General features: G+C 69.8%; 28 protein-coding genes. 18 read left to right on the forward strand and 10 right to left on the reverse strand.

The window, feature by feature from the left end; translation table 11 throughout:
• Positions 1-44: 44 nt before the first annotated feature.
• The 6 genes from BM145_RS09765 to pal are packed head-to-tail and all read left to right on the forward strand — an operon-like array spanning position 45 to position 4,628.
• Positions 45-503 carry a YbgC/FadM family acyl-CoA thioesterase gene (locus tag BM145_RS09765; protein WP_093333466.1) on the forward strand — a complete coding sequence of 153 codons (459 nt, stop codon included), beginning with the start codon at positions 45-47 and terminating at the stop codon, positions 501-503.
• The gene (gene tolQ / locus BM145_RS09770) at positions 500-1,192 is read left to right on the forward strand and encodes a protein TolQ (protein ID WP_093333467.1); all 693 of its coding nucleotides are present in this window, start codon (positions 500-502) and stop codon (positions 1,190-1,192) included. The genes BM145_RS09765 and tolQ overlap by 4 nt, the downstream gene beginning before the upstream one ends.
• Before the next feature lie 45 nt (positions 1,193-1,237).
• Positions 1,238-1,663: an ExbD/TolR family protein gene (locus tag BM145_RS09775; protein ID WP_093333468.1), complete on the forward strand. Its 426-nt coding sequence runs from the start codon at positions 1,238-1,240 to the stop codon at positions 1,661-1,663.
• Between the two features lies 1 nt (position 1,664).
• The gene (locus tag BM145_RS09780; protein WP_093333469.1) at positions 1,665-2,660 is read left to right on the forward strand and encodes a cell envelope biogenesis protein TolA; all 996 of its coding nucleotides are present in this window, start codon (positions 1,665-1,667) and stop codon (positions 2,658-2,660) included.
• A gap of 8 nt (positions 2,661-2,668) precedes the next feature.
• Positions 2,669-4,060 (forward strand): Tol-Pal system beta propeller repeat protein TolB, encoded by a 1,392-nt coding sequence (gene tolB, locus BM145_RS09785; RefSeq protein WP_093333470.1) that lies wholly within the window; start codon positions 2,669-2,671, stop codon positions 4,058-4,060.
• Positions 4,061-4,103: 43 nt separating this feature from the next.
• Positions 4,104-4,628: a peptidoglycan-associated lipoprotein Pal gene (gene pal, locus BM145_RS09790; protein ID WP_093333471.1), complete on the forward strand. Its 525-nt coding sequence runs from the start codon at positions 4,104-4,106 to the stop codon at positions 4,626-4,628.
• Positions 4,629-4,923: 295 nt separating this feature from the next.
• Here pal and BM145_RS09795 read toward each other — a convergent pair whose 3' ends face one another.
• Together BM145_RS09795 and BM145_RS09800 are read right to left on the reverse strand one after the other, a co-directional pair.
• Positions 4,924-5,421, reverse strand: a complete 498-nt coding sequence (locus BM145_RS09795; RefSeq protein WP_093333472.1) for a group I truncated hemoglobin — start codon at positions 5,419-5,421, stop codon at positions 4,924-4,926.
• A 22-nt stretch (positions 5,422-5,443) separates the two neighbouring features.
• Positions 5,444-6,319 (reverse strand): DUF3034 family protein, encoded by an 876-nt coding sequence (locus BM145_RS09800; protein ID WP_093333473.1) that lies wholly within the window; start codon positions 6,317-6,319, stop codon positions 5,444-5,446.
• 98 nt (positions 6,320-6,417) lie between these two features.
• Here BM145_RS09800 and BM145_RS09805 point away from each other — a divergent pair, with 98 nt between their 5' ends.
• A complete protein-coding gene (locus BM145_RS09805; protein ID WP_093333474.1) occupies positions 6,418-7,023 on the forward strand; it encodes a cupredoxin domain-containing protein in 606 nt (201 codons plus the stop codon).
• Position 7,024: 1 nt separating this feature from the next.
• Positions 7,025-9,334, forward strand: a complete 2,310-nt coding sequence (locus BM145_RS09810) for a putative bifunctional diguanylate cyclase/phosphodiesterase (protein ID WP_093333475.1) — start codon at positions 7,025-7,027, stop codon at positions 9,332-9,334.
• Between the two features lie 44 nt (positions 9,335-9,378).
• Here BM145_RS09810 and gyrB read toward each other — a convergent pair whose 3' ends face one another.
• A complete protein-coding gene (gene gyrB / locus BM145_RS09815; RefSeq protein WP_093333631.1) occupies positions 9,379-11,868 on the reverse strand; it encodes a DNA topoisomerase (ATP-hydrolyzing) subunit B in 2,490 nt (829 codons plus the stop codon).
• 151 nt (positions 11,869-12,019) lie between these two features.
• Here gyrB and BM145_RS09820 point away from each other — a divergent pair, with 151 nt between their 5' ends.
• Positions 12,020-12,628, forward strand: a complete 609-nt coding sequence (locus BM145_RS09820) for a carbonic anhydrase (protein WP_093333476.1) — start codon at positions 12,020-12,022, stop codon at positions 12,626-12,628.
• 11 nt (positions 12,629-12,639) lie between these two features.
• Here the strand turns inward: BM145_RS09820 and recF are convergent, their stop codons facing one another.
• The 4 genes from recF to dnaN are packed head-to-tail and all read right to left on the reverse strand — an operon-like array spanning position 12,640 to position 15,455.
• Positions 12,640-13,698 (reverse strand): DNA replication/repair protein RecF, encoded by a 1,059-nt coding sequence (recF, locus tag BM145_RS09825; RefSeq protein WP_093333477.1) that lies wholly within the window; start codon positions 13,696-13,698, stop codon positions 12,640-12,642.
• 46 nt (positions 13,699-13,744) lie between these two features.
• Complete coding sequence (locus BM145_RS09830; RefSeq protein WP_143090153.1) at positions 13,745-14,092, reverse strand: type II toxin-antitoxin system PemK/MazF family toxin; 348 nt, start codon at positions 14,090-14,092, stop codon at positions 13,745-13,747.
• Positions 14,079-14,291 carry an AbrB/MazE/SpoVT family DNA-binding domain-containing protein gene (locus BM145_RS09835; protein WP_093333479.1) on the reverse strand — a complete coding sequence of 71 codons (213 nt, stop codon included), beginning with the start codon at positions 14,289-14,291 and terminating at the stop codon, positions 14,079-14,081. The genes BM145_RS09830 and BM145_RS09835 overlap by 14 nt, the downstream gene beginning before the upstream one ends.
• 45 nt (positions 14,292-14,336) lie before the next feature.
• The gene (gene dnaN / locus BM145_RS09840) at positions 14,337-15,455 is read right to left on the reverse strand and encodes a DNA polymerase III subunit beta (protein ID WP_093333480.1); all 1,119 of its coding nucleotides are present in this window, start codon (positions 15,453-15,455) and stop codon (positions 14,337-14,339) included.
• Between the two features lie 206 nt (positions 15,456-15,661).
• Here dnaN and BM145_RS09845 point away from each other — a divergent pair, with 206 nt between their 5' ends.
• Genes BM145_RS09845 through rlmN form a run of 4 tightly spaced genes read left to right on the forward strand, consistent with a single transcriptional unit; the run spans position 15,662 to position 18,664 of the window.
• Positions 15,662-16,279 (forward strand): histidine phosphatase family protein, encoded by a 618-nt coding sequence (locus tag BM145_RS09845; RefSeq protein ID WP_245739242.1) that lies wholly within the window; start codon positions 15,662-15,664, stop codon positions 16,277-16,279.
• Complete coding sequence (locus tag BM145_RS09850; protein ID WP_093333481.1) at positions 16,276-16,749, forward strand: hypothetical protein; 474 nt, start codon at positions 16,276-16,278, stop codon at positions 16,747-16,749. The genes BM145_RS09845 and BM145_RS09850 overlap by 4 nt, the downstream gene beginning before the upstream one ends.
• Positions 16,734-17,426 carry an HPP family protein gene (locus BM145_RS09855; RefSeq protein ID WP_342741808.1) on the forward strand — a complete coding sequence of 231 codons (693 nt, stop codon included), beginning with the start codon at positions 16,734-16,736 and terminating at the stop codon, positions 17,424-17,426. The genes BM145_RS09850 and BM145_RS09855 overlap by 16 nt, the downstream gene beginning before the upstream one ends.
• Positions 17,427-17,458: 32 nt before the next feature.
• A complete protein-coding gene (gene rlmN, locus BM145_RS09860; RefSeq protein WP_093333483.1) occupies positions 17,459-18,664 on the forward strand; it encodes a dual-specificity RNA methyltransferase RlmN in 1,206 nt (401 codons plus the stop codon).
• A 1-nt stretch (position 18,665) separates the two neighbouring features.
• On the opposite strand, the gene BM145_RS09865 is transcribed toward rlmN, so the two are convergent.
• Entirely contained in the window at positions 18,666-18,932 is a 267-nt protein-coding gene (locus BM145_RS09865) for a hypothetical protein (protein ID WP_093333484.1), read from the reverse strand.
• A gap of 202 nt (positions 18,933-19,134) precedes the next feature.
• Between BM145_RS09865 and BM145_RS09870 the strand changes: the two genes are divergently transcribed.
• On the forward strand, positions 19,135-19,944 hold the full coding sequence (locus BM145_RS09870) for a sulfite exporter TauE/SafE family protein (protein WP_093333633.1): 810 nt from the start codon (positions 19,135-19,137) through the stop codon (positions 19,942-19,944).
• Positions 19,945-20,349: 405 nt separating this feature from the next.
• Here the strand turns inward: BM145_RS09870 and BM145_RS09875 are convergent, their stop codons facing one another.
• Positions 20,350-20,961: a flavin reductase family protein gene (locus tag BM145_RS09875; protein WP_093333485.1), complete on the reverse strand. Its 612-nt coding sequence runs from the start codon at positions 20,959-20,961 to the stop codon at positions 20,350-20,352.
• 26 nt (positions 20,962-20,987) lie between these two features.
• On the opposite strand from BM145_RS09875, the gene BM145_RS09880 reads away from it, so the two are divergent.
• The 3 genes from BM145_RS09880 to BM145_RS09890 all read left to right on the forward strand — a co-directional run bounded on the left by BM145_RS09880 (position 20,988) and on the right by BM145_RS09890 (position 23,968).
• Positions 20,988-21,773, forward strand: coding sequence for a cytochrome b/b6 domain-containing protein (locus tag BM145_RS09880; protein ID WP_093333486.1), 786 nt, complete (start codon positions 20,988-20,990; stop codon positions 21,771-21,773).
• Positions 21,770-22,537 carry a molybdopterin-dependent oxidoreductase gene (locus tag BM145_RS09885; RefSeq protein WP_093333487.1) on the forward strand — a complete coding sequence of 256 codons (768 nt, stop codon included), beginning with the start codon at positions 21,770-21,772 and terminating at the stop codon, positions 22,535-22,537. Before BM145_RS09880 ends, BM145_RS09885 begins: the two co-directional genes overlap by 4 nt.
• Positions 22,538-22,741: 204 nt before the next feature.
• Complete coding sequence (locus BM145_RS09890; protein ID WP_093333488.1) at positions 22,742-23,968, forward strand: SAM-dependent methyltransferase; 1,227 nt, start codon at positions 22,742-22,744, stop codon at positions 23,966-23,968.
• Positions 23,969-24,077: 109 nt separating this feature from the next.
• Here BM145_RS09890 and BM145_RS09895 read toward each other — a convergent pair whose 3' ends face one another.
• The gene (locus tag BM145_RS09895; protein ID WP_093333489.1) at positions 24,078-24,521 is read right to left on the reverse strand and encodes an EF-hand domain-containing protein; all 444 of its coding nucleotides are present in this window, start codon (positions 24,519-24,521) and stop codon (positions 24,078-24,080) included.
• Positions 24,522-24,625: 104 nt separating this feature from the next.
• On the opposite strand from BM145_RS09895, the gene BM145_RS09900 reads away from it, so the two are divergent.
• Positions 24,626-25,843 carry an argininosuccinate synthase gene (locus tag BM145_RS09900; protein ID WP_093333490.1) on the forward strand — a complete coding sequence of 406 codons (1,218 nt, stop codon included), beginning with the start codon at positions 24,626-24,628 and terminating at the stop codon, positions 25,841-25,843.
• The last annotated feature ends 10 nt before the right edge of the window (positions 25,844-25,853 follow it).

Below are 25,853 nucleotides of genomic sequence, written 5' to 3' on the forward strand. Positions count from 1 at the left end.
CTTGGGCTTTCGCGGCCGCGACGGTTCGGTTAACGGCTGCGGGCATGACCGGCATCGACCAGCCGACGGAGGGACGTTTCGAAGGGGCGGAGCACCGTTTCCCCCTGCGCGTCTATTTCGAGGACACCGACCTGTCGGGCGTCGCCTATCACGCCAATTACCTGCGCTGGATGGAGCGGGCGCGGTCGGACATGCTGCGCGTCGCCGGCATTGACCAGCGTGGCGTGTGGGAGGCGGGCGAGGGCGCCTACGCGATCGCTGACCTGCGCATCCGCTATCGCGCGCCCGCGCGGCTGGACGACGCGCTGCTGATCGTCAGCCGGGTAGCGGCGGCGGGGCCGGCGCGCACCGTCATTCATCAAACAGTCAGGTGCGGCGCGCGAACGCTGGCCGACGCCGAGGTGGTGGCGGCGCTCGTCGCGCCGGACGGCCGACCGCGGCGGCAGCCCGCCGCCTGGCTCGACATCTATCGTCGGCTGGTGGCCGAGGGGAGCCTTGCATGAATCCCGTGTTCAACATGGACGCCGCGACGATGTCGCCCGTCGCGCTGTTCCTCCAGGCCGACTGGGTGGTGAAGGTCGTGATGGGCGGGCTGCTGCTCGCGAGCATCTGGACCTGGGCGATCATCATCGCCTTCTCCGTGCGGCTGCGGCGCACCCGGCGCGAGATGGCGCGCTTCGAGCGCGATTTCTGGAAGGCGGAGGATATCGACGCGTTCCACAAGGCGGAGTCCGACCGCGACCTGCCCTCCGCCCGCGTGTTCGCGGCGGGCGTGCAGGAATGGCGCCGCTCCACCGCGGGCGGCAACATCGACAAGCTGGGCACGCGCGAGCGGCTGGCGACGGCGATGGGCGCGGCGGCGGCGGTGGAGATCGACCGGCTGTCCGACCGGCTCAACGTGCTGGCGACGGTCGGCTCGGTGGCGCCGTTCGTGGGGCTGTTCGGGACGGTGTGGGGGATCATGCGATCGTTCACGGGCATCGCCCAGGCGCAGAACTCGTCGCTGGCGGTGGTCGCGCCGGGGATCGCGGAGGCGCTGTTCGCCACGGCGATCGGCCTGTTCGCGGCGATCCCGGCGGTGATCGCGTACAACCGCTTCAGCCACGGGGTGAACAAGGTGGAGGCGGGGTTGAACCGCTTCGCCGACGGTTTCCACACGACGCTGAGCCGCCAGCTGGACGGTGCCCGGTGAGGGGGGCTCTCTCATACCTCTCCGTTTCCGGGGAGGTATAAAGCCGTGGCGATGAACCTGCCGTCCGGCCGCAAGGGCCGCCGCGCGCCGATGGCGGAGATCAACGTCACCCCGCTGGTCGACGTGATGCTGGTGCTGCTCATCATCTTCATGGTGACGGCGCCGCTGCTGACCGCGGGCGTGCCGGTGAACCTGCCCGACGCGCGCGCCAAGGCGCTCGACCAGGACCAGCAGCCGGTGCAGCTGTCGATCGATCGCGCGGGCACGCTGTTCCTGGGCGACGAGGAAGTGGCCGAGGCCGCGCTGGCCGGGCGGCTGGAGGGCATCGCCGCGGGTGCCGGAGGCGGCGAGCCGCCGCAGGTGTACCTGCGCGCCGACCGCGGACTCGATTACGGGCGGGTGATGCGGGTGATGGGCGAGCTGAACCGCGCCGGGCTCAACCGCGTGTCGCTGGTGACGGTCGAGGGCTGAGGTGGAGCGGGGCGAGAGACTGGCGCTGGCGGCGGCGGTCGCGGGGCACGCGGTGCTCTTCGGCCTGTTGTCGGTCGGCTTCCTGGCGACGCCCAACCCGCTGAAGCTGGAGCCGCAGCCGATCGACATCAGCCTCGTCCCCGAGGTGGCGATCGAGCAGACCTCGCCCGCGCCCAGCGCCGAGCCTGCCCCCTCCGTCGCGCCGGAGGAAGGCGCGCCGGAGGACGCCGCGCCGCCGGAGCCCGCCGAGGCGGCGCCCGCGCCGGAACCCGCACCCGCCCCGAAGCCGGCTCCGCCGCAACCCGCGCCGAAGCCCGTGGTCCGGCCCGCGCCGAAGCCTGCGCCAGCGCCCAAGCCGGTGCCGCAGCCCAAGCCCGCGCCGAAACGGCCGACGCCCGCGGCCGAGAAGGCGGCCCCCGCCAGGCCGACGCCGCCCCGGCGGCAGGCGGCCGCCACCCCCGCCAAGCCCACGCCGGCGCGACGCCCGACGCAGGCGGCCGCTAAGGCGGCGCCCGCCAAGCCGGCGACGACGGCGCGCGGGCAGGGCGGATCGCCGACCGCGACCGCGGCGCGCGCGCGCGGATCGCGGCTGGGTGACGATTTCCTCAAAGGCCTGTCCGATCGTCCCTCGCCGAGCCGCGCGGAGGCGGCGCCGGCGGCCAAGATGGGCGCGCAGGCGGCGGCCAATATCGGCTCGGCGATCCTGCGTCAGGTGCAGCCCTGCGCCAACCGGCAGGTGACGCCGGGGCCGGGGGCGGAGCGCATCCGCGTGACGATCAACCTGCGCCTCAACCGCGACGGCAGCCTCGCCGCGCGGCCACGGGTGACGGGGCACAGCGGTGTCGACGACGGCAACCAGCGCTATGTCGACCGGGTCGACGATCTCGCCATCGCCACCTTCGTCGGTTGCTCGCCTTTGCGCGGACTGCCCGAAGAGTTGTATGACGTTCAGAACGGGTGGAGCAATTTCTCGCTCCGCTACAAGTTGCCTGGTTGAGGACCATCATGATTCGCTCGCTCACCCTCGCCCTGCTGCTCGCCGCCTCCGCCCCCGTCTTGGCCGGGGCGCAGGAGCCCGCGCCCGCGCCGCAGGAGGCGCCCGCGCCCGCCGCCGCGCCTGCGCAGGGCGACCAGGGGGGGCTGGTCGTCGACGTGGAGGGCGGCATCTCCGCGCCGATGCCGATCGCGGTGCCGACCATGCCGACGCAGGCGGTGGTGCAGACGCCCGCCGGCTCCACCGACGCGCTGGGCCGGCAATTGTCGGAGATCATCGCCAACGACCTGCGCAATTCCGGCCTGTTCACGCCGCTGCCCGCCGCGCAGCTGCGCAGCCCCACGGTGCCGGAGGTGACGGCGCCCACCTATGATTACTGGAGCACCACCGGCGCGCAGAGCCTGGTGCAGGGCTTCATCCGCGCGAACGGCGACGGCAACCTGACGGTCGGCTGTTATCTCTACGACGTCGCCGCGCGGACCGAGTTGACGCGGCAGGGCTTCGTCGTGCCGCCTGCCGACTGGCGCCGCGCCGCGCATAAATGCGCCGACACGATCTACGCGCGGCTGACCGGCGAGGGACCGTATTTCGACAGCCGCGTCGTCTACGTCTCGGAAACGGGACCCAAGGCGAAGCGCATCAAGCGGCTGGCGATCATGGACCAGGACGGCGCCAACCACCGTTTCCTGACCAACGGCCAGTCGATCGTGCTGACGCCGCGGTTCGCGCCGAACCAGCAGTCGATCGTGTACATGAGCTATGTCGGCAAGATCCCGTCGATCTACGTGTACGACATCGGATCGGGGCGGCAGCGGCTGGTGGTGCAGAACGTCGCCACCACCTTCGCGCCGCGCTTCTCGCCCGACGGCCGATACATCCTGTTCTCGATGGCGCAGGGCGGCAATACCGACATCTACCGCGTGTCGGCGCAAGGGGGCAGCCCGCAGCGGCTGACCAACTCGCCCGGCATCGACACCGGCGGCAGCTACTCGCCCGACGGCAGCCGCATCGTTTTCGAGAGCGACCGGTCGGGCGGGCAGCAATTGTACGTGATGAACGCCGACGGATCGAACCAGCAGCGGATCAGCTTCGGCGGCGGTCGCTACGCCACGCCGGTGTGGAGCCCGCGCGGCGACCTGATCGCCTTTACCAAGCTGGCCGGCAATTTCCGCGTCGGCATCATGTCGCCCTCCGGTGGGGGCGAGAAACTGTTGACCGACAGCTGGTCGGACGAAGGGCCGAGCTGGTCGCCCAACGGCCGCGTCGTCACCTTCATGCGGTCCGGCCGGGGAGCGGGCGGGGCGGCGCAGCTCTGGTCGGTCGACCTGACCGGCGTCAACGAGCGTCGCATTCCAACGCCGCTCGGCGGGTCGGACCCGGCCTGGGGACCGCTCAGGCCGTAATGTATTTCGCGGGGGCGAAACGGGAAGCCAAGGGAGAAACAGCATGTTCAAGCTCAACACCGGCCTGATCCTCGCCACCGCGGCGCTCGCCGTCGCCGGCTGCGCCAAGAAGCGGCCGGAGGTGTTGCCGCCCGCGCCCACCGCCGGGCCGCTGCAGGAGGTCGCGCCGACCGGTCCGTCCGGTCCCGTCGGCGGCGAGGTGGTGCCGGGATCGAACGCCGATTTCCAGCGCTCGGTCACCTCCAACACGGTGCTGTTCGGGCTCGACCAGTACGACATCGATCCCGCCGCGCGCGCGATCCTCGACACGCAGGCGGCCTGGCTGCAACGCTACCCTGATCGCCGCATCACCATCGAGGGGCATTGCGACGAGCGCGGCACGCGCGAGTATAACCTGGCGCTCGGCGATCGCCGCGCCAATGCCGCCAAGAACTACCTCGCCGCGCGCGGCGTCAACGCGTCGCGGATGAGCGTCATCAGCTACGGCAGCGAGCGGCCGGCGGCGACCGGCTCGGACGAGGAGGCCTATGCCCAGAACCGCCGCGCGGTGACGATCGTGCTGGGGTGACGATCCACGATCTCGGCGGCCTTTTCTGCCGGACCTGATCGGCGGTGCTGTTGATCGAACCCAGACTATGACGACGCTGGTTTGATTCAGCACCGTTCGCCCTGAGCGACGTCGAAGGGCAGGACCCAAGCGAAACGTTCGCGGCCTGTGCTTCGACTTCGCTCAGCACGAACGGGTCGGGTTGATGTCATCCCGACGGAGGCCGGGGCCCAGCTGGGACAGCCGTCGTGATCTGCGGCGATCGTCCGCAACTGGGCCCCGGCCTTCGCCGGGGTAGGAGATGGACGGTCGCCGCTCAGCGTTCGACGATGTGCCCGCGCATCGGTGCCAGCTTGGCGAGGAAGCGGTTTTGGGCGGCGAAGGGCACCTTCTCGGCCGTCATCGCGCGCTGGAGGTTCTCGACCAGCCGGTTCATGTCGCCCTGCTGAACGCCCATGTTCTTGTGCGCGCTTCGCATGTCGCGGCCGGTATAGGTGCAGCCGGCAGCCAGGATGTAGCAGAACTGCTCAAACAGCGTGCGCTTCAGCCGGACCTGGTCCTGGTTGGCGAAGATCTCGCCGATGCGCGGATCGGCGAAGTTGGACCGAACGAAGCGGTCGACGATGCGGCGGATGCCATGCTGCCCGCCGAATGCGCGCGCCATGCCGTCGCCGGTGAACGGCGCGGCCCCCACGTTGGCGGGGTCGACCCGGTACGGATCGACCGCTTCCTCCCCCGGCATCGCGTGGGGGGCGGGGGGCGTCGCGGCCTGGAGTGCCGGGCCCATCAGCAGCGCGGCGAGGGAGAGTAGCATCGATGGAGTCTCCGGGCGGACGTCAGAAGCTGCCTTGCAGCTGGACCACCAGCCCACGCTGCTTGTTGAAGGTCGCGATCGAGCCGAGGTCGGTATAGGCGATCGTCGCGGTCAGGCGGCGGTCGATGGCGTAGGCGACGAAGGCATCCCACCAATCGTCCTCGCGCGCGATGGCGAGGTTGCTGGGTTTGGAGCGGTATTCGGCACCGATGACCAGGCGACGCGACAGCTGGTATGCCGCCGAAGCCTCGACCTGTACGCCGTGATCGTCGCGCAGGGCCCCGCCATGGCCGAGCAGGCCGAGCTGGTTCGCCTTGGTCGCGCGTACCGTCACGTTGGCGAGCAGCGACCAATCGAGGAATAGCTTGGTCGCCGAGGCGTAGAAGTCGGTGCCGGACCGCTGCGCCGCGCCGATCGCCCTGACGACCGTGGCGTCCAGGCTCTTCTTGTGCTGCACGCCGACCGCGATCGCGGGCATCCAGCGCGATCCGTAGACCATGTCGCCCGCCAGCCTGACCTTGGCCCCCCACACGTCCTGATCGAACGCGAAGTCGTTGCCGAGGCCCAGTGCCCCGCCGACCTTGTTGGTGTCGAACACCTGGCGCGCGTAGCTGAGCTCGACCCGGTCGAACAGGCCCGCGGCGACGGCGTAGCTGCGGAAATCATAGTCGGGCAGTTCGGCGACGGTCACGCTCGCCTGCCCGCCGATGCCGTCGCGGGTGGCGTTGCCGGCGATCGTCGCCCAAGGGGTGAGCCCACCGCCCGCGGCCCCCTCCACGGTCGAGATGCCGTTGGTCAGCAGCAGCTTGCCCGGTGCGCCGATCTGCTGGGCCGCCACCGGTGTCGCGGCCAGCGTCGCGGCGCCGATGATGGTCGGGAAGGAAAGTCGGGCGGTCATGGCCGTGCCTTCTCACCCGCCGCTTAACGCCGGGTTATCGATGCCCACGCCAGCCATCATTTACCTCCAGTTCACCTATTCCCTTGAAAAGACGGGAAATGAAGTACCTGCACCTGCTCGCGCTGGCCGGCATCTCTCTCGGCACTCCGGCGGCGGCGGGAACGGTCGCGGTCCACGTGGTGGACGCGCAGGGACGCGCCGTGCCCGACGCGGTCGTCACCATCCTGCCCGCCGCGGGCTTGCCGACAGGCCCCATCCGCTTCCCGTGGGGCGTGAAGATGCTGCAGAAGGACATCGCCTTCAACCCGCACGTCCTGATCGTGCCGGTGGGCGCCACCGTCGCCTTTCCCAACGCGGACAAGGTGCGCCACCACGTCTACAGCTTCTCCAAGCCTGCCAAGTTCGAGCTGAAGCTGTTCGGCCGGGACGAGACGCGCAGCTACACCTTCCGCACCGCGGGCGCGGTGGCGCTGGGCTGCAACATCCACGACGCGATGAGCGGCTTCATCAAGGTGGTGGACACGCCCTTCGCCAACAAGACGGGGGCGAGCGGCGACGCGCGCATCGCCGGGGTCACCGCCGGCCGTGCGACGCTGACCGTCTGGCACCCGCGGATGCGCGCCAAGGACAATGAAGCGCAGTTCGCGCTGAACGTGCCCTCCGCCGGGGAGACAGCGCAGCAGATCCGCCTGGCACTGCGCTGACGTGACCGCACTCGCCACCCTGCCGCACTCCCTGATCGCCCGCGTCGCACGGTCGCTGTCGGCCAAGCTCACTCTGTTCTACGCGGTGCTGATCGCGGGCGTGGTGCTGCTGGTGCTGGTCGGCGCCAAGACGGGCATCAGCGGCTACACCGAGCGCATGATCCGCGGCGAGATGGCCAGCGGCGCGGTGGTGTTCGACCGGGTGACGACGATGCGCTACGCCCAGCTCGGCGACGCCAGCCAGGTGCTCGCGGCCGATTTCGGGTTTCGCAGCGCCGCCGCCACCGGGGACGCGCCGACCGTCGCCTCCGCGCTCGACTCGCTGCGCGGGCGCCTGCACCTGGACCAGGCCTTCTACGTTTCCACCGACGGGGCAGTGGTGGGATTCCGCGGAACGTTGCGCGCCGGCGAGGCGGAAGCGTTGCGCCGTGTGCTCGACGAGGGCAGCACGCGCGGCATCCTGCAACTGGGCGAGCAACGCTTCAACGCCGCCGCCGCGCCGATCAACGCGCCGGTGACGATCGGCTGGGTCGTGTTCGCCAACGCACTCGACGCGGGCGAACTCGCGCGGCTGGCCCGCATGTCGGCGATCGACCTGTCGCCGCAGATCGTCGCGGCGGCCGGCCTGACTGCCGACGAACGGTCGGGCAGGATCGTCGAGCGGTTCGTGGACGGGCAGCACCTGCTGATCCAGGCGTCGCCGATCGACTCGTTCCGGCGGGACCAGCCGCAGATGCTGCTGCTGCGCTACAGCGTCACGCGCGCGATGGGGCATTACGCGCCGCTCCTGTGGCTGCTGCTCGCCTGCGGGCTGCTCGGCATCGCGGTGGCGGTGGCGGGCAGCTGGATACTCGCGCGCCGCATCGTCCGCCCGATCGCAGCGCTGGACGCCGCCGCGCGGCGCGTCGCGCAGGGGGAGTATGCGCAGGTGCGCGTCGACACCCGCGATGAACTCGGCACGCTGGCGGAGAGCTTCAACCGCATGGTCAACGATGTCGGCGAGCGCGAGCGCCAGATCACCCATATGGCGCTGCACGACGGTCTGACCGGCCTGGCCAACCGCACGCTGCTGCGCGAATATCTGTCGCAGACGGCGGCGCGCTCCGCGGCGGGGCGGCAGCGGGCACTGTTCTGCCTGGATCTCGACAATTTCAAGGTTGTCAACGACACGCTGGGCCATCCGGTCGGCGATGCGCTGCTCTGCCGCGTCGCCGCCCGCCTGCTCGCGTTCGCGGGCGAGGGGTTCGTCGCGCGCCTGGGCGGGGACGAGTTCGCGCTCGTCATCGACGATGCCGGGCGCTCGCTCGACCGCGCCGCGACCGAGCTGCTGCGGATCATCGGCGAGCCCTGCGTGATCGACGGCCACCGCATCGTGCCGGGCACCAGCATCGGCATCGCGATCATCGACGGGCCGGACTGCGATCCCGTTACGCTGACCAAGAACGCCGACCTGGCGCTGTACCGCGCCAAGCATGACGGGCGAGGCGGTTATCGCTTCTTCGAGCCGGCGATGGATGCCGAGGCGCGCAAGCGCCGCCAGATGGAGCTCGACCTGCACGACGCGATCGCGGGCGGGCAATTGTCGCTGATGTTCCAGCCGCTGTTCAACCTGTCCGAAGCGCGCGTGTCGGCGTTCGAGGCGCTGCTGCGCTGGAACCACCCGACGCGTGGGCTCGTCTCCCCCGCCGACTTCATCCCGCTGGCGGAGGATACCGGGCTGATCCTGCCGATCGGCGAGTGGGTGATCCGCGAGGCGTGCCGCGCCGCGCGCCACTGGCCGGACCATGTCCGCATCGCCGTCAACGTGTCGCCGGTCCAGTTCCGCAGCCCCGGGCTGAGCGCGGTGATCCTTCAGGCGCTGGCGGAGAGCGGCCTGGCGCCGCACCGCCTAGAACTGGAGATCACCGAGAGCCTGTTCATCGACAATCCCGCCGCCACGCTATCCTCGCTCCACGGCCTGCGCGACCTGGGCGTGCGGGTGGCGCTGGACGATTTCGGCACGGGCTACTCGTCGCTCAGCTACCTGCGCGCCTTCCCGTTCGACAAGATCAAGATCGACCGCAGCTTCATCATGGACCTGCTGAGCAGCGACGGCGCCACCGCGATCATCCGCTCGATCACTACCCTGGCCGAGGCGCTGGGCATGGAGACGACGGCGGAGGGGGTCGAGAATGCCGGCCAGCTCGACATCCTGCGCGAGCAGGGATGCAGCCACATCCAGGGCTTCTACTTCAGCAAACCGATCAGCGAGGCGCATGTCGCCGCCATGCTGCACGACGATGCCCCGCCCGCCATGCGCCTGGCGAGTTGAGGGCGCGCGGAGAACCGGATCACCGGCTCTCCGCGCCCGCCCGATCAGACGTCGAGATTGGCGACGTTCAGCGCGTTGTCTTGGATGAATTCGCGGCGCGGCTCCACCACTTCGCCCATCAGCTGGGTGAAGATCATGTCCGCTGCCGACACGTCGTCACTGGTGACGCGCAGCATCGAGCGGACGGCGGGGTCCAGCGTGGTTTCCCACAGCTGCTCGGCGTTCATCTCGCCCAGGCCCTTGTAGCGCTGGATGGCGAGACCCTTGCGTCCCGCCAACAGGATCGCGTCGAGCAGTTGCGAGGGGCGCGCGACCAGCGTCTCGCCCTTGGCCAGCACCGCCTGCTCGCCGTCGTCGCCGTCCGGCTCGGGTGCGGGTTCCTCGGCGGCGGCCTGGCCGCTCGCGCGGACCAGCTTGCCGGCGTGAGCGAAGCTCGCCGCCTGCTCGGCCGCCAGCGTGTGGAGCTTGCGCGCCTCGGCGGAGGAGATGAAGCTCGCCTCGACGATGTGGTGGTCGGTAACACCGCGCCACAGCCGCTCGAAGTGGATGCCGCCGTCCTCGGTCAGCCGCGCCGACCAGCGTGCCTCCTGGTCGCCCGATTCGAGCCGCCGCGTCACCTCCGCGACAGTCGCCGCGCGCTCGTCGCGCGACAGCGCGGGGTCGAGCGCGCCGGCGAGTGCCAGCACCTCGATGATGCCCGCATCGTAGCGGCGCGGCACGTAGCGCATCAGCGTGCGCATCCGGCGTGCATGGTCAACCAGATCCTTGAGGTCACGGCCGGTGCGCGGGCCGCCGCTCGTCTCGAACACCATCGTGCCGACACCGCCTTCGACGAGATAGTCGTCCATCGCGGCATCGTCCTTCAGATATACCTCGGACCGGCCCTTGGTCGCTTTGTAGAGCGGCGGCTGGGCGATGAAGAGGTGGCCGCGCTCGATCAGCTCGGGCATCTGCCGGTAGAAGAAGGTCAGTAGCAGCGTGCGGATGTGCGCGCCGTCGACGTCGGCGTCGGTCATGATGACGATCTTGTGGTACCGCAGCTTGTCGGCGTTGAACTCGTCGCGGCCGATGCCGGTGCCCATCGCCTGGATCAGCGTGCCGATCTCCTTGGACGAGATCATCCGGTCGAAGCGCGCGCGCTCGGTGTTCAGGATCTTGCCGCGCAAGGGGAGGATCGCCTGGAAATGGCGGTCGCGGCCCTGCTTGGCGGAGCCGCCGGCGGAGTCGCCCTCGACCAGGAACAGCTCCGACTTGGACGGATCGCGCTCTTGGCAGTCGGCAAGCTTGCCGGGCAGCGAGGCGATGTCCATCGCGCCCTTGCGCCGGGTCAGTTCGCGCGCGCGCTTGGCCGCTTCGCGCGCGGCGGCGGCGTCGATGATCTTGCCGACGATCGCGCGGCCGTGCTGTGGGTTCTCCTCCAGCCACTCGGCCAGCTTGTCGGCCATCAGGGCCTCCAGCGGCTGGCGGACCTCCGAGGAGACGAGCTTGTCCTTGGTCTGCGAACTGAACTTGGGATCGGGCAGCTTGACCGACACGATCGCGGTCAGCCCCTCGCGCATGTCGTCGCCGGTCAGCGACACCTTCTCCTTCTTCAGCAGCCCCGACTTCTCCGCGTAATTGTTGAGCGTGCGGGTCAGCGCGGCGCGGAAGGCGGCGAGGTGCGTGCCGCCGTCGCGCTGGGGGATGTTGTTGGTGAAGGCGAGGACGTTCTCGTAGTAGCTGTCGTTCCACTCCAGCGCGACGTCGATGCCGACCTCGTCGCGCTGGCCGTGGATGGCGATCGGCTCGGGAAACAGCGGCGACTTGGCGCGGTCGAGCCACTTCACAAAGGCGGCGATGCCGCCCTCGTAATAGAGTTCCACCGTCTTCGGCTCGTCGTGCCGCGCGTCGGTGAGGAACAGGCGGACGCCCGAGTTGAGAAAGGCGAGCTCGCGGTAGCGGTGTTCCAGCTTCTCGAAGTCGAACTCGGTGATCTTGAAGGTGGCGGGCGAGGGCAGGAAGGTGACGCGCGTCCCCTTGCGCCCGTCCGCCGTGCCGACGACCTTGAGCGGCGCGACCGCGTCGCCGAAGGCGAAGCGCATGTAATGTTCTTCGCCGTCGCGCCAGATCGTCAGGTCGAGCCACTCGCTGAGCGCGTTGACCACCGACACGCCGACGCCGTGCAAGCCGCCCGACACCTTGTAGGCGTTGTCGTCCGACGTGTTCTCGAACTTACCGCCGGCGTGGAGCTGGGTCATGATGACTTCGGCCGCCGACACGCCCTCCTCGGCATGGATGCCGGTGGGGATGCCACGGCCGTTGTCGGTCACCGATACCGAGCCGTCGGCGTTCAGTTGGATGTCGATCCGGTCGCAATGCCCCGCCAGCGCCTCATCGATCGCGTTGTCCGACACCTCGAACACCATGTGGTGGAGGCCGGAGCCGTCGTCGGTGTCGCCGATATACATGCCGGGACGCTTGCGCACCGCGTCCAAGCCCTTCAGCACCTTGATCGAGGAAGCGCCGTACTCGTTCGCATTCTGGGGTTCTGCCATGACCAGCATATAGGGTTCGCACGGGTCGAACGGAAGCAAAATGGGGGTGCCGGAGGAACCTTTCGGCCGGTTCGGAACGTTTTGGGCGCGAACAAGATGACAAACCTGTCATGTTTTCATAGAAACGGAAAAACCAAGGAGTACCACCTCGATGCCGAGCACCACGCAGCCTACCCCCGACGAAGCACTGCAGCGACTGAAGAACGGCAATGCCCGTTTCACCGCCGACGAGGCGTATGACGCGGATCTGTCGCGCGATCGCCGGATGGCGCTGGCGAAGGGGCAGCAGCCGTTCGCGACGCTGGTCGGCTGCTCGGACTCGCGGGTCGGGCCGGAGCAGCTGTTCGGCGTCGGTCTGGGCGACCTGTTCATCGTCCGCACCGCCGGCAACAACATCGGCACGGCGGGCACCGGGTCGGTCGAATATTCGGTGATCGCGCTGGGCGTGCCGCTGATCGTGGTGCTGGGCCATGAGGCGTGCGGTGCGGTGGTCGCCGCCACCGAGGTCGTCACACAGGACAAGCGCTTCCCCGGCTCGATCGGCCCGATGATCGCGCCGATCCTGCCGGCGGTGATCGCGGCGCAGCGCACCAATCCCGACAATCTGGTCGAGGCATCGGTCGAGGAGAACGTCCGCCGCGTCGTTGAGCGGCTGCGGTCCGGCGAAGCGGTGCTCGAGGATGCGCTGGAGGCGGGCAAGCTCAAGGTCGTGGGTGCGGTGTACAGCCTGTCGACCGGCGAGGTGCGCTGGCTCGACTGAGCGCCCGCGGGTCAGCCGAGCGCCGCGTGCGTCGCGTCCGGGCCGAGCGCGGAGAACAATCCGCGCTCCGTCCCGGTCATCCACACCTGGCCACGTCCGGCGAGGCGCGCGAACAACCCCTCGCGACGTAGCGGGTCGAGATGCGCGGCGACTTCGTCCAGCAGCAGCACGGGCGCGCGGCCGGTTCGTTCGGCGACGAGTTCGGCATGGGCGAGGACGATGCCGATGAGCAGCGCCTTCTGCTCGCCGGTGGAGGCGAGGGCGGCCGCCTGATCCTTCTCCAGATGGGTCACGGCGAGGTCGGCGCGGTGCGGCCCGACCAGCGCGCGGCCCGCCGCGGCATCGCGCCGCCGCCCGAGGCACAGGGCGTGCGCGAACGCGTCCGCCTCGATCGCGTCGCCCTCCAGGCGGAGCCCGGCGCGCGCGAACGGCCCCGGCGGGGCGTCGGCGAGACGGGCGGCGAGCAAGTCCACCGTCTCTGCGCGCGCGGCGTCCAGCGCGGCACCATGTTCCGCCATGCGCGCCTCCAGCGAGGACAGCCAGGCCGGGTCGGCAGGGCGCCCTCCACCATGGGCGTCGGCGAGCAGCCGGTTGCGCTCGCGCATCGCCGCCTCGTAGCGGGTGGCGTGCACCGCGTGACCGGGAGCGAGCGCCAGGACGAGGCGGTCGAGGAAGCGCCGCCGCTCCCCCGCCGGCTCGACGAACAATCGATCGGTCGCGGGTGTCAGCCACAGCACCGTCAGCCACTCGGCCAGCGCCGTCGCCGCCGTCGCGGCACCCTGGACGCGGACCATCCGCCGCTCGGGTGCCGACGCCAGTGCCCCGGTCGCGATCTCCACCTCGTCGGGGAGGGTCGCAGCGACGCCGAACCCGCCGGCGCCCTCCTGGCGCGCCATCGCCGACAGGGCCGCGCGCCGCAGTCCGCGGCCGGGGGCGAGCAGCGACACCGCCTCCAGCACGTTGGTCTTGCCCGCGCCGTTCTCGCCGGTGAGCACGACGAAGCCGGCGCCGGGCGACAGCGTCAGCGCGGCGTGGTTGCGGAAATCGGTGAGCGTCAGGCGGTGGAGCAAGGGATTGACCGCAGAAGCGCTAGATCGGTCTTCCGCCAACGGCGCATCAGGATACGCCCAGTGCTTCAAGCACGATCGACTTGGCCTGTGCCGCCACGGCCTTATCCATCCGGCCTATCCTGACGAGGTCGATTGCCGCAACCGTCGCTACCTTGGCGGTGCGTACGCGGGAGGGAATGATGAGCCCGAGTCGTTCGGCGTCGGGGATGTCGAGGTCGCCGCGCCAGCGAGGGCGCCTGGCACTCGTAATCATCAGCACCCAGGCCAGTAGCCCGATCGCAGCCTCATCCGTGTCGAAGGAGCAGAGAAGAAGGGCTGGGCGCCGTACAACGACGGCGCGCTCGACATGGGGAAAGGGAGCTTGAACGATATCGCCCGGCTCAAAGTGCATCATACGCCGCGTCGAGTTCGTCGGCCCATTCGGTAAAACTGCCCAGATCGGCGACGAAAGGTACCGCGACCATCTTCGTGAGGACGGCGCGTCCGTCCTCGATTTCCCACGCGACATCATCGCCGGGCTCGATACCGAGAGCCCGACGCACGGCGATGGGAACCGTCGTTTGCGCCTTCGCCGTGATCCTGCCGACGATCATAGTGCGAAGGTAAGAACTATCCTTACCGGCGTCAACGACGCGGCGTCACACCCGCATCGGCATCAGCACGTAGAGCGCGGGCGCCTTGTCGTTCTCGCGGATCAGCGTTGGCGCGGCGGCGTCGGCGAGGTGGACCTCGACCACGTCGCCGTCGATCTGGCCCAGGATGTCCATCAGGTAACGGCTGTTGAAGCCGATCTCGAACGAGGTGGCGGTATAGTCGCCGGGCACCTCTTCGGCGGCGGTGCCGTTCTCCGGGCTGGTCACCGAGAGGGTGATCTTGTCGCGGTCGAGCGCCATCTTGACCGCGCGGGTCTTCTCGGTGGCAATGGTGGAGACGCGGTCGACGCCCTGCATGAAGCTGGTGGGGTCGAGCTTCAGGATCTTGTCGTTGCCGGTCGGAATGACGCGGCTGTAGTCGGGGAAGGTGCCGTCGATCAGCTTGGAGGTCAGCAGCGCGCGGCCGAGATCGAAGCGGATCTTGGTGCCCGACAGCGACACGCCGACCGAGCCGTCGACCTCGTCGAGGAGTTTGCGCAGCTCGCCCACGCATTTGCGGGGGACGATGACATCCGGCATGTTCTCTGCGCCCTCGGGCCGGGGCAGGGTGACACGCGCGAGGCGGTGGCCGTCGGTGGCGGCGGCCTTCAACACCGGTTCCGAGCCCTCACCGTTCGCGACGTGGAGGAAGATGCCGTTGAGATAGTAGCGCGTCTCCTCGGTGGAGATGGCGAAGCGGGTCTTGTCGATGATCTGCTTCAGCGTCTCGGCCGGCAGTTCGAACTGGGTGGGCAGCTCGCCCTCGGCGATCACGGGGAAATCATCGCGCGGCAGCGTGCCGAGCGAGAAGCGGGCGCGGCCGGCGACGATCGTCATCCGCCCCTCGGCCGCGGACAGCGACACCTGCGCCCCCTCCGGCAGCTTTCGCGCGATGTCGAACAGCGTGTGGGCGGACACGGTGGTGGCGCCCGGCTGGTCGACCGCGGCGGGCACTGATTCGTTGATCTGGAGATCGAGGTCGGTCGCCATCATCTTCAGCGTGCCATCCGCCGTCGCCTCCAGCAGGACGTTGGACAGGATGGGGATGGTGTTGCGGCGCTCCACCACCGACTGGACGTGGCTCAGCCCCTTGAGGAGCGTCGCGCGTTCGATCGTCGCCTTCATGTATCGAGAATCCCCGTTGCCGAATCTGGTCAATCGCCGAGTCCGGCCGTTTGCGGTCTAGTCCTACCCGATTGGTCGTCGCGGGCAAGGTTGTCTCGTCGCAGCCGAGTGGTAACCGCAGCGTTAACGCGGCGGCGGTAACGGGTCTGGGGATTGCATCCGGTCCGGCGGGGCGACAAGCGGGACGGGTGAGACGGGGACGGGACTTGATCGCGCGGCACGGCGAAACCGTGTTCAACGCCGCCGCGCGCTTTCAGGGGACGATCGCGCACACGCCGTTGACGCGCGCAGGGATCGCGCAGGCCGACGCGATCGGCCAGGCGCTGCGCCGCGCGCTGGGGCCGACGCCGAGACTGACCTTGTGGGCGTCGCCGACCGGCCGCGCGTTGCAGACGCTGGCGATCGTGGTCGAGCATCTGGCGCTCGACTGGCACGCGGTACGCACCGACGAGCGGCTGGCGGAGCTCGATTTCGGCGGATGGGGCGGGCGGACCTACGCCGAGATCGTCGCGGAGGCGGGGCCGATCGTGCGGGCGGACGGGCTGGTCCGGCCGGCACCGGACGGCGAGCGCTACGCGAGCATGGCGGCGCGGCTCGCCGGATGGATCGCCGACAGCGACGCGGAGGGCGACCGGCTGATCGTCATGCACGGACTGTCGAGCCGCGTGCTGCGCGGGCTGCTGACCGGCCGCGCCGCCGATGGCGAGCTGGGCGCGCCGATCGGCGACAGCCTGCCGCAGGGGTCGGCGGTGATGGTGGAGCGCGGCGTGGAGCAGGTGATCCACCGCGGGACGGGCGCGCACGGCGGCAAGGCACCGGCGTGAAGGGGCTGGCGATCCTGCTGCTCGCCGCGGTGACCCCTCCGGCCGCGCGCGAGACGGTGGGCGTGTACCGCGGCTGGGCGGCATTCCGCGATCCCGACCGCTGCTACGCCATCGCGGCGCCGGTGAAGGCGGGCCGGGCGCGCCGCCGGCAACCGTTCGCCAGCGTCGGCACCTGGCCGGGGCGGGGGCTGCGGTCGTCGCTGCACGTGCGGCTGAGCCGCGCGCACGACCGGTCGGCGGCGGTGACGCTGTCAGTGGGCGAGCGGCGCTTCACCCTGGTCGCGGGCCGGGTCGACGCCTGGGCGAGGGACGCGGCGAGCGACCGCGCGATCGTCGCCGCGATGCGCGCGGCCCGCAGCATGAGCGTCGAGACGGTGGCGGTGGGCGGACGATCCTTCGCCGACACCTACGCGCTGGCCGGCGCCGCCACCGCGATCGACGCGGCGCTGCTGGCGTGCGTCGGACGATGATGCACCTGTTCCGCCCTTTCCGCCCGCTGCTGCCCGGTACGACGCCCGGCGACCGGCTGATCGCCTGCGCGGCGGCGGCGATGGGCATCGCGGGCATGGCGATCGTGTGCGCGATGCTGCCGCCGGGCACGGGGCCGCTGATCGTGGCGCCGATGGGGGCATCGGCGGTGCTGCTGTTCGCGGTGCCGGCGAGCCCGCTCGCGCAGCCATGGCCGGTGGTGGGTGGCAACGTGCTGTCGGCGCTGGTCGGCGTCGCCGTGGCGAAGCTGCTGGGTACGGGGGCGATCGCGGCGGGGGTGGCGGTGGGCGTCGCGATCCTGGCGATGTCGCTCACCCGCTGCCTGCACCCGCCGGGCGGCGCGGCGGCGCTGAGCGCGGTGATCGGCGGCCCGGCGGTGATCGAGGCGGGATGGCGGTTCCCGCTGGTCCCCGTCGGCGTCAACGCGCTGGCGCTGCTCGCGCTGGGGCTGGCGTTCCACCGGCTCTACGGCCGCCGCTACCCGCATCGCGCGGCGCCGGCGCCCGGCCCGCGCCGGTTCGAGGCGGAGGATCTGGACGTCGCGCTGGCCGAGTCGGGCGAGGCGTTCGACATCGCGCGCGACGACCTGGAACAGCTGCTGGCGGCGGCGGAGGCGGCGGCCGATCGGCGGCGGGCGGGAGCGGGAAGGGCGCAGTAGAAAAAACGCCCGACATCGCCTATGTCGCCGCGATGCAGACCGCCGCCAACCTGATGCCCATTCCGGGGCACGTCGACCCCGTGCCCGTGCCGCGCGCCCCCTCGCTGCGGCCGGACGGGCGCGTCGACCTGATCGGCCTGTCGCGCGAGGGCGTGCGCGAGGCGCTGCTCGCCGCCGGCATGGAGCTGAAACAGGCGAAGCTGCGCGCCAAGCAGATCTTCCACTGGCTGTACAATCGCGGCGCGACCGAGTTCGCGCAGATGACCGACATCGCCAAGGCGCAGCATCCGTGGCTGGCCGAGCGGTTCGTGATCGGCCGACCGGAGGTGGTCGAGGCGCAGGTATCGACCGACGGCACGCGCAAATGGCTGCTGCGGAGCCCGGACGCGCAGGATTACGAGATGGTGTTCATTCCCGACGCCGATCGCGGGACGCTGTGCGTGTCGAGCCAGGTCGGCTGCACGCTCAACTGCACCTTCTGCCATACCGGCACGATGCGGCTGGTGCGCAACCTGACCGCGGGCGAGATCGTCGGCCAGGTGATGCTGGCGCGCGACGCGCTGGGCGAGTGGCCGTCGCAGCCCGAGGGACGGATGCTGACCAACATCGTGATGATGGGGATGGGCGAGCCCTTATACAATTTCGAGGGCGTGCGCGACGCGCTGAAGCTGGTGATGGACGGCGATGGGCTGGCCCTGTCGAAGCGGCGGATCACGCTGTCGACCAGCGGCGTGGTGCCGATGATGGCGCGGGCTGGCGAGGAGATCGGCGTCAACCTGGCGGTGTCGCTCCACGCGGTGACCAAGGAAGTGCGCGACGAGATCGTGCCGCTCAACCGCAAATACGGGATCGAGGAACTGTTGCAGGCCTGTGCCGACTATCCCGGCGCCAACAACGCGCGGCGGATCACGTTCGAATATGTGATGCTGAAGGACAAGAACGATTCGGACGCCGATGCGCGCGAACTCGTCCGGCTGCTGCGCCACTACGACCTGCCGGCCAAGGTCAATCTGATCCCGTTCAACCCGTGGGCGGGATCGCCCTACGAATGCTCGACGCCCGAGCGGATTCGCGCGTTCAGCGACATCGTGTTCGAGGGCGGCATCTCCGCCCCCGTCCGCCGACCGCGTGGGCGCGACATCGATGCGGCGTGCGGGCAGCTGAAGACCGCCGCCGAGAAGAAGTCGCGCGCGCAGCTCGATCGCGAGGCGGCGGCGGCGCTGGCCGAGGTCGGCTGAACTACGCCGCCTTGGCGAGTTCGAACCGTGCTTCGTCGTTCGCGGTCTCGACGACCGGAACGGCGGCGGGGCGCGGATCGGGGACGAGCAGGCGAAGCGCGAGGATGGCGACGCCGGCGGCGAGATAGCCGGCGATCGCCCACAGGGGCTGCCACAGCACCACCACGCCGAGCCCCGCGCGCAGCCAGTTGGAATGGATGCCGAGATCCTGCCCGATCGCCTCGCAGACGCCGAAGAAGGTGTCGGGGCGGTTGAAGGTGTTGGCCATGATGCGAAACTCCTGAAGCGATGCTCAGAGCGTCGCAGGAGCCGTGCCAATTGACCGAATCGTTGCCGATCAATGGCTTGGTGCATTGCACGCCGACGGGTTGGCGGAAACGTCGCCGGATGTTGGCGGATTGCGCCAGCCGGAACGTGACGACGTCACCTTAACCCGCTCGGGGCGAACGATGGTGTATCGACGCCTCATCATGCCCCGGAGAGCGTCGACTTTCGCGCGCGAAAGCGCCAAGCGCTGCTGCGTGCTCGACCTTTCTACCCTCGCGCTGTCCGCCGCTGCCGGCATCGTCGGCGGCGCCATGAACGCGCTCGCGGGCGGCGGCACCTTCGCGACGATGCCCGCGCTGCTCGCGATGGGCACGCCCGCCAACGTCGCCAACGCGACCTCCAACCTGGCGCTGATGCCGGGCGCGGGGATGAGCGCCTGGACCTTTCGCGACGAGTTGAGACCCGTCGGCGGCGTGCCGGTGCGCCTGCTGGCCGGGATCACCTTCGTCGCGGGACTGGTCGGCAGTGCGCTGCTGGTGGTGACGCCGGCGGCGGCGTTCGACGTGATCGTGCCGTGGCTGCTGCTGATCGCCTTCATCGCCATCGTCTTCGGCAAGCGCGCGGCCGACTGGCTCGCGGCACGCGTGACGATCGGGCGCGGCACGCTGATGGCGGTGCAGGCGCTGCTCGGCACCTATGGCGGCTATTTCGGCGGCGGCGTCGGCATCATGACGACGGCGACCTACGGCCTGCTCGCCGGGGAAAGCCCCCGGGGGATGTTCGCGCCCCGCACGCTGATGCTGGCGGTGGCCAATTTCGCGGCGGCGATCGTGTTCGCGTCGACCGGGCTGGTCCGCTGGGACGCGTGCCTGCCGATGCTGGCGGGCGGCGTGCTCGGCGGCTGGCTGGGCGCGCACGCGGGCAAGCGACTACCGGCGGGGGCGGTCAGGTGGTGGACGATCCTGGTGACGGCGGCGACGACGGCGGTGTTCTTCTGGCGGGCTTACGGGTGAGGCCGACGCCTGGGCCGAGCGTCACACTTGCTTGACTCGATTGACCCCTGGAACGAAACGCTCGGGCGCGATCGTTTCCGATTGTGCGACGATGAGAAAGAGCGATGGTTGGCTGGTAGGTGGGTTATAGCCGAGTAGGGACTTGTAGGACAGCGATCACCTTTGCGCCGCCATAGACTGGTCGCGCTCTCATCTCGTCGCCCCGGCCTTGAGCCGGGGGCCCGCTTCTTCATCGCCGCCAGAGAGGCCGTTACCCCGACGTACATCGCGCCGCGGTAGCGATCCGCCATGATATAGACCGAGCCGCCGCGCCTGTCGTTCATCAGGCGAGGACAAAAGAAGCGGGGCCCCGGGTCAAGCCCGGGGCGACGGCGAGGGGCGGGCAGGCGCCACCGCTCTCCTCTCTCACCCCGGTCGGCGCATCCGGAACAAGGCGTCCTCGGTGATCTCGAAATAATCGGCGGGGCCGCCGCCGCGGGTGATGGGGCGGGCGCGGGCGGTCTGGTAGATGCCGTCGTCGAGCAGGCCCTGGTCGATGTGGATGCCGACGGCCTCGCCGATGACGAGCCATTGGTCGAGGGCGCGGCCTTCCTTGGTTTCCAGGCGGATCAGCTGGGTGAGGCGGCACTCGAAGGAGACCGGGCTGGCGGCGACGCGCGGCGGTGCGACGAGGCGGGAGGGGGCGGCGTCCAGGCCGGAAAGGGTAAATTCATCGTCGTCGGTGCCGGCCGAGGTGGCGTTCATCGCCTCGGCCAGCGGACGGGTGGCGAGGTTCCAGACGAACTCGCCCGTCTCCTTCGCGTTGGCGACCGAGTCCTTCCAGCCCATCGACGAGAAGGCGATCAGCGGCGGCGCGTAGTTGAGGACGTTGAAGAAGCTGTAGGGGGCGAGGTTGCGCTTGCCCGCCGCCGACATGGTGGAGATCCAGCCGATCGGGCGCGGCGCGACGATGGCGTTGAGCGGATCGTGGGGGAGGCGGTGGCCTGCCGCGGGTTCGTAGAAATGCCATTCGGTCATCGCCGCACAACTGCTAAGGCGCGGGGATGGACGCAAGCTCCCCCGACATTCCGCCGCCCGGCGCGCTGATCCGCCGCCACGGGCTCGCGACGCGCGTGTGGCACTGGGTGAACGCGGTGGCGATCTTCGTGCTGATCGGATCGGGGCTGGGCATCTCCAACGCGCATCCGCGGCTCTACTGGGGCGTGTACGGGGCGAACTTCGACCAAGCATGGTGGCAGCTGCCGCGCTTTCCGGCGTGGATCACGATCCCGGCGAGCTACAATCTCGCCATCTCGCGGCGGTGGCACCTGTTCTTCGCGCTGGTGCTGGGGTTCGGGCTGCTCGCCTACATGATCTGGAGCCTGGTCGACCGGCATTTCCAACGTGACCTGACGCTCCGGCGGCGCGAGCTGACGGCGCGGCACCTGTGGGCGGATTTCCGCGCACATCTCGACTTCCGGTTCCACGATCCGGAGGCTCCGCGCGCCTATAACGTGTTCCAGAAGCTGAGTTACGTCGGCGTGCTGTTCGTGGCGTTGCCGCTGGTCATCCTGACGGGCATCGCGCTGTCGCCGGGGATGAATGCGGCCTGGCCCTGGGTGCTCGACCTGTTCGGCGGGCGCCAGTCGGCGCGGTCGGTGCATTTCCTGTGCATGGTGGCGATCGCCGCGTTCACGGTGGTGCACCTGGCGCTGGTGATCCTGGCGGGGGCGGGCAACGAGCTGCGGTCGATGGTGACCGGGCGCTGGCGGGTGCCGCCGGACGGGCAGGTCGACGCGGTCGGCGATCCGGTGGTTAGGGGGCCGGTGGTGACAGGAGAGCCGCGATGAGCGGGGGCGTGATCGGCCGGCGCGGGTTGATCGGCGGCGGGGTCGTGGGCGCGACGGGGCTGCTGCTCGGCGGGTGCGACCGGGTGGTGCAGGCGCCGGCGACGCGGCGCATCCTGTTCATGGGCGAGGAGATGCAGATGGGCCTGCAGCGCGCGCTGATGGACCGCGACGCGCTGGCGCCCGAGTACCGGCCGGAGCAGCGCTCGCCGATCTTTCGCGCCAACGGCACGCGCGATCCGGCGACGCCGCTGTACGAGGCGCTGCGGGCCGGAAACTTCGCCGACTGGCGGTTGATCGTGGGCGGGCTGGTGGCGCGCCCGCTGGCGCTGTCGCTCGCCGATCTGGGGGCGATGCCGCAGCGGGCGCAGATCACGCGCCACGATTGCGTCGAGGGATGGAGCGCGGTCGGCAAGTGGCAGGGCCCGAGGCTGGGCGACGTGCTGCGCGCGGGCGGCTTGCGCGATGCGGCGCGCTTCATCGTCTTCACCTGCGCCGACCTGTACGGGGGCAAGCCCTATTACGAATCGATCGACCTGGTGGACGCATTCCACCCGCAGACGATCCTGGCCTGGGCGCTGAACGACCGGTTCCTGCCGGTGCAGAACGGCGCGCCGTGCCGGCTGCGGGTCGAGCGGCAACTGGGCTACAAGCACGCCAAATACCTGATGCGGATCGACGCGGTCGCGAGCCTGGACGGGATCGGCAAGGGGAAGGGCGGATATTGGGAGGATAACGTCGATTACGACTGGTACGCGGGGATTTGAGGGATCGGGCGACCACCTGCCTCTTCCGTCACCCCGGACTTGATCCGGGGTCCATCGCGCTGCGAGAGCCGCCGCCGATACTCTCGCGGAACCATGGACCCCGGATCAAGTCCGGGGTGACGAGGGTAGGACATTTCGGCTGAAACGCCGGGGTGCTCCGTGCAGGGGTGGCGTGGATGGCCACCGCCCGTTAGCAACCGTGCCATGGCGTTGATCGATCGTTTCCTCGCCGCGCAGGTGAAGCGCGGACAGCTCTCCGTCACCCACGCGAACGGCCGCACGGTGCAGATGGGGAGCCCCGATCCCGATCTGCCGTCTGTCGCGATCCGCTTCACCGACGCCGCGACGCCGGGGCGGATCGTCCGCCACCCGGCGCTGGGCGCGGCGGAGGCGTTCATGGACGGGCGGCTGGTGATCGACCGGGGCGACATCCGTGATCTCGTGAACCTGCTGAAGGGCAACACGCCGTGGGAACGGGGTGGCGGGCTGAAGCCGTCGCTGCCGATCACGCTGCTGGACGGCGTGGTCCACCGGCTCGACCGGATCAACATGGCGCGCCGGTCGAAGAAGAACGTCGCGCACCATTACGACCTGTCGGACCGGCTGTACGACCTCTTCCTCGACGCCGACCGGCAGTACAGTTGCGCCTATTTCACCGATCCGGCGAACACGCTGGAACGGGCGCAGGAGGACAAGAAGGCGCATATCGCCGCCAAGCTGCTGTTGCGGCCGGGGATGCGCGTGCTCGACATCGGCTGCGGCTGGGGCGGGATGGCGCTGTACCTGCACGCCAAGACCGGTGCGGAGGTACTGGGCGTGACGCTGTCGGAGGAGCAGCTGAAGGTCGCGCGCGCGCGGGCGGCGGCGGCGGGAGTGGCCGACAAGGTGCGGTTCGAGCTGATCGACTATCGCGCGGTGACGGGCAGTTTCGACCGCATCGTGTCGGTGGGCATGTTCGAGCATGTCGGGCCGGCGCATTACCAGGCGTTTTTCCGGCAATGCCACCGGCTGCTGTCGGATGATGGCGTCATGCTGCTCCACACGATCGGGCGGATGGGCAAGCCGGGGACGACCGACACGTTCACGACGAAGTACATTTTCCCCGGCGGCTACAACCCGGCGCTGTCGGAGATCGTGCGGGGGTATGAGGGGACGAAGTTCTTCCCCACCGACATCGAGGTGCTGCGGCTGCACTACGCGCTGACCATCGATCACTGGTACGACCGGACGGTGGCGGCGAGGGAGCGGATCGTCGCGCTGTACGACGAGCGGTTCTACCAGATGTGGACCTTCTACCTGGCGGGCGCGGCGGCGGCGTTCCGGACGGGGGGCATGTGCAATTACCAGGTGCAGCTGTCGAAACAGCGGCTGACGGTGCCGCTGACGCGCGATTACATCGGCGAGGCGGAGCGGCGGCTCCGGAGGGGGTAATCCTGCGTACCCGTACCCCGGCGGAGGCCGGGGCCCAGGTGGGAAGGTCGCCGTGATTGCTCGAAACGTCACCCAACTGGGCCCCGGCCTTCGCCGGGGTGCAGGTAGCTTACCGCCCCGGCGTGGCCTTGCCCTTTGCTTCCGCCGCGATGGCGGCCCGCGCGGCGGCGCGCTCGGCGAGGCTGACGGTGCCGTCGCCGTTGGTGTCGTAGCGGCTGGCGACGGCGCGCAGCAGCGCCTGCATCTCGACGGGCGTGATCTTGCCGTTCCTGTTCGCGTCGGCGAGCGTGAAATAGCGGTCGGTGAGCTTGTCCGCCTGCGCGGGCGTCAGCCGCTTCGAACCGGCGGCCATGCGCTTGACGCGCGCGTCTACCTCCTGCCGGTCGAGCACGCCGTCCTTGTTGGTGTCGGACGCCTTGAACTCGGCCATCAGTCGCGGGTCGACCGCGGCGGCCTTCGCCTTGGTCGCGGGGCCGGGCGGTTGGGCGAACACTTCCGCGCCGATGCAGGCGAGCAGGATGGCGGGGCCGAGGATGTAGGTCACGAAACGCATGGTGCCTGTCCGTATCACGCGGGGATTGCCGAATGCTGAACGGTTGCGCGCGGCGCGTGCCGGACGGTTGCGCGTCCCGCGCGGGGCGCATAGGGGCGCGGACCATGAGCGATCCCATCAAGAAAGTCGTGCTCGCCTATTCGGGCGGCCTGGACACCAGCGTCATCCTGAAGTGGCTGCAGACCGAATATGGCTGCGAGGTGGTGACCTTCACCGCCGACCTGGGCCAGGGCGAGGAGCTGGAGCCGGCGCGTGAGAAGGCGCTGCTGCTCGGCATCAAGCCGGAGAACATCTTCATCGACGACCTGCGCGAGGAGTTCGTGCGGGACTACGTGTTCCCGATGATGCGCGCGAACGCGCTGTACGAGGGGCTGTACCTGCTCGGCACGTCGATCGCGCGGCCGCTGATCGCCAAGCGGCAGATCGAGATCGCGGCCCTCGTGGGTGCGGATGCGGTCAGCCACGGCGCGACCGGCAAGGGCAACGACCAGGTGCGGTTCGAGCTGGGCTATTACGCGCTCAACCCCGACATCCGCGTGATCGCGCCGTGGCGCGAATGGGACCTGACCAGCCGCACCAAGCTGATCGAGTTCGCCGAGGCGCACCAGATCCCGATCAGCAAGGACAAGCGCGGCGAGGCGCCGTTCTCGACCGACGCGAATCTGCTCCACACCTCGTCCGAGGGGCAGGTGCTGGAGGACCCGTGGGAGGAGGTGCCCGATTACGTCTACTCGCGCACCGTCAATCCGGAGGACGCGCCCGACCAGCCGGAGACGATCACGATCGATTTCGAGCGCGGCGACGGCGTCGCGGTGAACGGCGAGGCGCTGTCGCCGGCGGCGTTGCTGGCGAAGCTCAACGATCTCGGGCGCGCGCACGGGATCGGCCGGCTCGACCTGGTCGAGAACCGCTTCGTCGGCATGAAGAGCCGCGGCATGTACGAAACGCCGGGCGGCACCATCTACGCGGTCGCGCACCGGGCGATCGAGCAGCTGACGCTCGATCGCGGCGCGGCGCATCTGAAGGACGAGCTGGCGGTGCGCTATGCCGAGCTGGTCTATAACGGCTTCTGGTTCTCGCCGGAGCGGGAGATGCTGCAGGCGGCGGTCGACCATAGCCAGGCAAAGGTCGGCGGCACCGTGCGGCTGAAGCTCTACAAGGGGCAGGCGATCGTCACGGGCAGGAAGTCGCCGCATTCGCTGTATTCAGAGAAGGTGGTCACCTTCGAGGACGACCAGGGTGCCTATGACCAGCGCGACGCGGCGGGGTTCATCAAGCTCAACGCGCTGCGCCTGCGGCTGCTCGGCCGGCGGGATCGGTAAGCCCAGAATC

It is taken from the genome of Sphingomonas rubra (genome assembly GCF_900115745.1).
Taxonomy (GTDB): domain Bacteria; phylum Pseudomonadota; class Alphaproteobacteria; order Sphingomonadales; family Sphingomonadaceae; genus Sphingomonas; species Sphingomonas rubra.